This is a genomic window from Lacipirellulaceae bacterium, assembly GCA_040218535.1.
Classification (GTDB): Bacteria; Planctomycetota; Planctomycetia; order Pirellulales; family Lacipirellulaceae; genus Adhaeretor.
Genome location: JAVJRG010000002.1, coordinates 35,496 through 42,597 on the forward strand (window position 1 = coordinate 35,496; position 7,102 = coordinate 42,597).

A 7,102-nucleotide genomic window follows, 5' to 3' on the forward strand; every position below is an offset into this window, starting at 1 on the left:
CCTTCTCTCTCAAAGTACCCAGGGCTCGCGGTACGCTCGATTTAGCCATCGGTCTGCCACTGCGTCGTTGACGAAGCGCTCGGCGACTGGATCCCACTGAAGTGGACGATTCAGCCAGTAAGCAAGGTTGCCAAGATGACAAAGCGACACGGTGCGGGCGCCAATTTCGACATCAGCGTGTGGTTTCTTGCGGCTGAGCACACACTCCAGGAAGTTGTCGCTGTGGGCCTTGGCTCCCTGCATCGGATCCTTGGGACCTGGAGGTAACTTCCATCGACCGCGTGGTTCAATCCTCCATCGATTGGACATGCCGTGGCCCCATGCGTTACCTTCCTCACCTACGAAGTACACCCCCTGACGGCTCATTGGCGACTCGTGGGTCATGATCACGCCGTTAGCGAAACGATACGTGAGCCACTTCACCTCTTTTCCGTCAGGAGGCAACACCTCGACTGGCCCTGTTTCATCTAGCCCCGTCGCCCATTTTGCGATGTCGAAGTGATGGCAGCCCCAGTCGGTCATGCCGCCGCCAGAGTAGTCGCGGTACGGGCGAAACATCTTGTCGACCAGCAAAGAATGGTAGGGACGCCAGGGCGCGGGCCCTAGCCACAAATCCCAATCGATATGATCGGGGGTTTCTTCCGCTGGCAGGTTGCATGGAACGCTCGGGCCCCCACAACTGACATGCACCTCGCGAATATTACCGATGATGCCATCTTGAAGTGCTTGGCAGGCGTATCGAATGCTCTCGTAGGAGCGACTCTGGCTCCCGGTCTGCACGACCCGGCCGTAACGCCGGGCTGCATCGACCATCGCCCGAGCCTCACCAATCGTGAGCGAAAGTGGTTTCTCGCAGTAGACATCCTTCCCGCTTCGGCACGACCATACGGTCTGGATGGCGTGCCAATGATCTGGACTTGCAATCACCACGGCGTCAATATCATCCCTCTTAATGAGTTCTCTGAAATCGATGTAAGTCGCGCAGTCCTGGTTGCCGTAGAAGGTGTCGATAGTCGCTTTGGCATTGTCGAGGTAGTTTCGGTTAATGTCACACACGGCAACCGCTTGGCAGACGGGATTTGCCATGAATGATTGTACAAGCGAGCCAAAACACCCCTGTAAGCCCTTGAAGCCAACACCAATAAATCCGACAGTGACGCGATTGCTCGGCGATGGCCGACCTAATCCCAGTGCGGTGGCCGAGATGATCATCGGGGCTGTCACAGTGGCGGATGCACTGGTAGTAAGAAACTGTCTGCGGCTCAGTCGGTGTAGCGACATATCACTGTTCCCTAAGAGAGCTGTGTGACTACTTCATAGTAATGATGCCCGCTCGTCACCTGCCTACTGAGATTCAACCGCTTCCAATTTGGGCAGCTCGTCCTTGATCGGTTCGACGGGCTTTGGTGGGGGTGGGTCTGGCAAAGTTAGTTTGGCTTTCGGAATGGTCACATCAGCGCCGGTTTTTGGAAGCTCGACGTGGGCCGTCCAGAGGATTCCATTCACGATGGCACGACGAAACTCGTCGATCGTGAAGTTGTCGTGGAAATGTCCTAAAGTGGTGCCGAAGCTGCGCCCACCCTTACTATTGGGGCGTTCGAGACACCACGCTACGGTCTGCTCGACACCGTCGACGTTCACTTGCAGAATTGGTTGGGCCTGTTCGCTAAATTTCAGATTCAGATAGAACTCATCACGCAACTTATAGGGTTTCCATCCCTTGCACACCGGGTGATCAGCCTTCGCTTGCTGAAGTAACCGCTTGTCAACTTTCAGTCCTGCGTGAGCAAAACTGAACCATCCTCCCAACAGGTTCATGTACTCAGGGCCGTACTGGTCGTCCGTCGTACCGGTCGCCCAATGAATGGCCGTGAGCCCAACACCTGACTTGAGCAATTTCATCGCCTGGTTGCGTCGGCGCGGATGAAGCAAGAGGTCCCCTGCCGGACGGGAATAGAAAACAATCGCGTCAACACCTTTTAACGCTGCCGGGTCCTTGGGCCAGTCGTCTTCGGGTGAGACGATCGCTTTCACGCCCGGGGTATTGTTCAGGCACGCCGCAAGCAAATTGCACCCCTGGCGATACATATGGGTTGCCCAGGGATGATCGAGCTTGGTAGAGATGAGAAGAATATACTTCGAATCTTCTGCACTCGTGTCTGAATCGGGTTGTCCTATTTGCTCTCTCGCGTGAGCTGCTTTTCCCGCGAGAACCACTACAAGGGCGAGCGTGACGACTAAGTACAAGACGTTGCGAGTGAGCATCATTCGGTTGTCCTACGTTGCGACTATGTGGTCTAAGCCAGGCGTTCAACGATTACCGCTTGCGACGAATTCGTGTGAACTCTTCTACTTGTGCCGTGATGGCCACTTCGGTCGGTAGCCTCTCCACCGAGCTCGCACCGTAGAAGCCGTCCACGATGTCGAGATTCTCAATGACGTATTGAGCGTCCGATGGCTGCGCTATGGGGCCGCCGTGGCAGAGGACGATAACATCCTCACGCACAGTGCGAGCCGCTTCTGCAATCTCTTGAATACGTGGCAGGCACATTTCCAAGGTTAAAGCGGTTTGTGCACCGATCGATCCGGATGTCGTTAATCCCATGTGAGCCACAATCAGGTCGGCCCCTGCCTCGGTAAGCAGCCTCGATTGGTCAGCATCGAAAGCGTAAGGAGTGGTCAATAAATCGAGTTCGTGAGCTGCCGCCACGCAGTCGACTTCCAGGGTGAATCCCATACCCGTCTCTTCCAGATTTGCGCGGAACGTTCCATCTATCAGACCGACGGTCGGGAAATTTTGGATGCCGGCAAATCCGATCTCTTTTAATTCACGCAGGAAGGAATCACGAAGCATGAAGGGGTCCGTTCCACAAACGCCGGCTAGGACTGGGGTCTGCTTGACGGCCGTGAGGACTTCGTGAGCCATCTCTTTCACGATCTGATTCGCGTTTCCGTATGGCATCAGCCCAGCCAGCGAGCCTCGTCCCGCCATTCGGTAACGACCGGAGTTATAGATGACGATCAAATCGATGCCACCCGCTTCCTCGCACTTGGCGCTAATTCCTGTGCCAGCGCCACCGCCAATAATCGGTAGTCCATTGGCGATCTTGTCACGAAATCGATTGAGGATGCTTTCTCTAGAAGGAGTCACTTCGTCTGCCTTAGTTGAAAGGGGCAATACAGGGTTGTCGATACTCCAGACTTTAGGCCGCAGCTTTGAGGGCCAGGAATTCACTTGCCAGGAGGTTCGCGAACTCAGGATCGTTGATGTGCAATGGTGACCAGACAATTCGACGTCGGTCCGTCACGTTTAGCGAAGACTTCAGTTCTTGAAATAAAGCTCCATCAGCATCCGGGTCGTAGAAGGGTTGGTCTGGAGCATCCAACATAGAAACGCCACCTTCCGGGACCACAACCGTAACGGGGGCTTTCGAACGGTTCAGCTTTTCCGTAATCCAGCTCGCGATCCGTCGATTTTCATCGGGTGTTGTCCTCATCAGCGTCACCTGCGAGTTATGTGCGTGTAGGTTGCGATGGCGAAACTCAGAGGGTACGGAATCGAAGGCACCAAAGTTGACCATATCAACCGCGCCCAAGCTGACGACAAGCGGGATCTGTTGCTTGAGCATTGAATCAAATCGGGTAGGACCGGCTGCAAACACTCCGCCGACGATCTCGTCGGCTACTTCGGTCGTGGTGATGTCCAGTACTCCCAAGATCATACCTGAGTCTACGAGTCGCTCCATGGCACGACCGCCGGTCCCAGTTGCATGGAACACAAGACAATCAAATCCCTTCTGCTCCAGTTGCTCTCTAGCGGCGGTAACACATGGGGTGGTAACACCGAACATCGTCATGCCGAGCGTGGCGTGAGATGTATCCTCTACAACTCTATCACTGGCCATCCCAGCGATAGCTCGTGCCGCGTTGCTTAGTATCGACCTTGAAACGACATTCAGGCCCGCTACGTCTACGACCGAGTACATCATCGTGATGTCACTGCAATCCACATAGGGGGCAGTGTTTCCGCTCGCCACCGTGGAGACCATTACTTTTGGAAGCCCGATCGGCAGAGCGCGTATGCCTGCTGTAATGAGTGCCGTGCCTCCGCTTCCACCGATCCCCACCACTCCCGCCAAGCGTCCACTTTCCTCCTGTTTAAGCAAGAAGCGTCGCAACGCTTCTCCCATCTTCGTGACGGCTTGGCCCCGGTCACCCTGCGGCAGCACCGCTTCCTGTAGCACCTCCTGTCGAGAGAAATTCGGAAGAACGGACGGCTTGGCAAGCGTTCCTACATCGACGGTCAGCACCTCAGCGCCCGTTCTTCGCACGCAGTCGGCTAAGTATTCCAACTCAGCACCTTTGGTGTCCATCGTAGCGATAGTGAAGATGGTTCGACGCATTGATCTCACCTGGTTGGGTGGAACGGACCACAGACCTCTAGCGGTACTTTCAATCAATCTGAACAGCTTCCGAGGCGGATTTCAGCAGAGCAGAATCGGTCAAGAGGCCCTCCAAGTGGTGATTGTCGCCGGCTTTGGTTAATATGTCCAATAAATGTAAAGCCGCGATCAATACTTCTACGATATCAATCAGATTGTGACTGAAACCCGCCAGCTTCGCTATTTTCTGACTCTTGCAGACGAATTGCATTTCGGGCGGGCGGCTCAACGGCTAGGAATTGCTCAGCCGCCACTTAGCCATCAGATCAAGAAGCTCGAACTCGAACTCGGCGTCCAACTCTTTCGAAGGACGAGTCGAGTTGTTGAACTTACGGAAGCTGGAAGATTACTACTGCCGGAAGCGCGAATGATTCTCGAGCGGGTAGGTGCCTTTGGCTCGATCGCTAGTCAGTATTCGGCAGGAATTCTGGGGCCCTTGCATGTCGGTGCTGTTAGTCCGGCTCTAGATACATTCTTACCTTCGCTCATTATGGCGATGCGATCTGCCTACCCGAATGTGCAGCTAACGATTCGCGAGATGCGCACCTCCGAACAGCTCGACCGCCTGAATACCGGACAGTTGGATATCGGCTTCATCCGCCATTATCGACAAGACTTGAAGCTGTATGAATCGAGGTTGCTGCGCCGAGATGCATACGTTCTTGCGGTGCATTGCGAACACCCTTTGGCTAGCAGGAAGCGCATTCGTTTATCTGATCTCGACAAAGCTCCAATGATCATGGCGCCACGCGATCTAAGGCCAGAACTGCATGACAGTATCATTGCTTCCCTTCGGCGTGCTGGGGCAAACGTGCAGATCGTTCAGGAAGCTCCCTCGAAGCGGACTGAACTGGCGTTGGTAGCTGCAGGGATCGGCCATGCTTTCGTACCCAAGTCCTATCAGGAGTGTTTCCCCAGGTCGGACGTCTGCTACGTATCGCTGGGAGGAGACTTGCCCGAGATCGAGATGCTCGCTGTCTGGGACAATCATCGGATTTCCCCCGCACGTGATCTATTCGTCAGCAAGCTGCCAAGTCTGAAAACATAAATCCCGCAGGCTTCATGAGAATCTCGTTGAGAATATCCAAATGAGGAATGTGTGACGCAAATGGAGGCTTCCCGGGGCAAAGCAGTCAGCCAATTCGAAGGACCGAATCCTGTGCATAGGGTGGACCAACGTGGGCTCGAACGCTTCTCTCGAACTGAAGGCGGTGAAAACGACCTCAGCATCTTTTGGTTGAAGCGATTCGTGCCAATTCAGGCATTGCCCTCGGCCGCTCTGGCCGGCTCAGGACGTCATCACTAAGCACACTTCAGAGGCTACACCTGAAGGGCACACAGCAACGGCGTAGACCCTATGAGCAAGCCAAATGCCCAATAGCTAAACAAAACACGCCGTATAGCTTGCCACCTTGCCCGAGCGAGCCCACAAGCTCGCCCGGGCACTCCCTCTCAGCCAGCCCCAAGTACCAACTCACTCGAGAGCAGATTCAACGATTGGTCCGCCTCCACCGGCTGCCCGCGCAGCCACCGCACGAACTGCGACAGCATTAACCCGGCAGCAATCGCCGCCGTGTAGATCGTCCCACCACTAGTGCAAGCTCCCGCCTGGGCTTCGCGCTGCGGGAACAGCGATTCACGATACGTCTCTTGGCTAATGCTGTCGCTAGAGGTGAGAACGCGTAGCACTTCGCCACGCATGCGACCATCGGCCCAGAACTGACAGCGCTCAGCAACCGATCGCCAGATCGATTCCCGTGCCGAAATCGAATCCACACAACAGAACACGGCCCCTTCGACCGGCATGTAGCTGCGGAAACGGTCCCCAATCGCGTTGACCGTTATCCGTGGGTCAATCGCAAGGACGGCCTGCTCAGTCGCATTCACCTTCAACTTGCCTAAGTCGCTGGCCAGATAACCCTGTGTCGTAATGTTCACCGCTTCCACTACGTCATAATCCACCAGATGGAGCGTTCTCATTCCCAGCGACGCCAGTTGCAAGGCGACTTGCCGGCCAATGGCCCCCACACCGATGACGGTTGCTTCCAAGTCGAACAGCCTCTCGCTGGGAACCAGCTCTCGCTGTCGCTCGAAACGGTCAGAGTGCATCGGCAACCTCCTGTTCCGAAAATCTCTGCTCAGCAAGCGTCCAGCGATACTGATCGTAGGCATCCCACTCATGAGGATCCCAGTCGTTCGGAACTGTCGCCCAATCCTCGCGGACTTCGTTGCCGATCGGCGTGACACACGCTTCATACTCCGCGTGCCAAGCTTCAAAGTCGGCTGCTGGGAACTCACAGTCGCAATCCACCTCGACAGGCAGTTCGACGACTCCGCCCGGCCCCACCCCAAACTGCAACCGCGCATAGCTGGCCCCTTCTTGAGCCAGAATAAACATGACCGCCCAGTTACAACTCCCAAACACCCGCGCAAACGTCTCCTCGTCGGTACCACTGGGACGGGGAGAATCACCTGGATGGGTGTGAATCCAGATCCGCGCAAACTGCTCCGGCGTTCTACCCCGATCGACTTGCGAATCATAAAAGTCTGCCACTGCCGTATCCTTGAATTCCACACTGGCCCAGTCCGCCTGCTGCTCAACGAGCACGAGGTCTTCGACCAGCAGCAGATCCTCGGCGGAGCTGATCCCAAACCCACCA

Annotated in this window: 7 protein-coding genes; 1 reads left to right on the forward strand and 6 read right to left on the reverse strand. The window is 55.5% G+C overall.

From position 1 onward, the window contains the following. Positions 1 to 9 precede the first annotated feature (9 nt). The 4 genes from RIB44_00180 to RIB44_00195 all read right to left on the reverse strand — a co-directional run bounded on the left by RIB44_00180 (position 10) and on the right by RIB44_00195 (position 4,403). Positions 10 to 1,281 (reverse strand): Gfo/Idh/MocA family oxidoreductase, encoded by a 1,272-nt coding sequence (locus RIB44_00180; GenBank protein ID MEQ8614989.1) that lies wholly within the window; start codon positions 1,279 to 1,281, stop codon positions 10 to 12. Between the two features lie 63 nt (positions 1,282 to 1,344). Continuing rightward, on the reverse strand, positions 1,345 to 2,265 hold the full coding sequence (locus RIB44_00185; protein MEQ8614990.1) for a ThuA domain-containing protein: 921 nt from the start codon (positions 2,263 to 2,265) through the stop codon (positions 1,345 to 1,347). Between the two features lie 52 nt (positions 2,266 to 2,317). Further along, positions 2,318 to 3,151: a phosphoenolpyruvate hydrolase family protein gene (locus RIB44_00190; protein ID MEQ8614991.1), complete on the reverse strand. Its 834-nt coding sequence runs from the start codon at positions 3,149 to 3,151 to the stop codon at positions 2,318 to 2,320. Positions 3,152 to 3,203: 52 nt separating this feature from the next. Next, entirely contained in the window at positions 3,204 to 4,403 is a 1,200-nt protein-coding gene (locus tag RIB44_00195; protein MEQ8614992.1) for a Tm-1-like ATP-binding domain-containing protein, read from the reverse strand. Positions 4,404 to 4,599: 196 nt separating this feature from the next. Between RIB44_00195 and RIB44_00200 the strand changes: the two genes are divergently transcribed. Further along, on the forward strand, positions 4,600 to 5,490 hold the full coding sequence (locus RIB44_00200) for a LysR family transcriptional regulator (GenBank protein MEQ8614993.1): 891 nt from the start codon (positions 4,600 to 4,602) through the stop codon (positions 5,488 to 5,490). 404 nt (positions 5,491 to 5,894) lie between these two features. Here the strand turns inward: RIB44_00200 and RIB44_00205 are convergent, their stop codons facing one another. Further along, positions 5,895 to 6,551 carry a ThiF family adenylyltransferase gene (locus RIB44_00205; GenBank protein ID MEQ8614994.1) on the reverse strand — a complete coding sequence of 219 codons (657 nt, stop codon included), beginning with the start codon at positions 6,549 to 6,551 and terminating at the stop codon, positions 5,895 to 5,897. After that, positions 6,541 to 7,102: hypothetical protein (locus RIB44_00210; protein ID MEQ8614995.1), on the reverse strand; the 562-nt coding region annotated here is incomplete at its 5' end. The genes RIB44_00210 and RIB44_00205, both read right to left, overlap by 11 nt.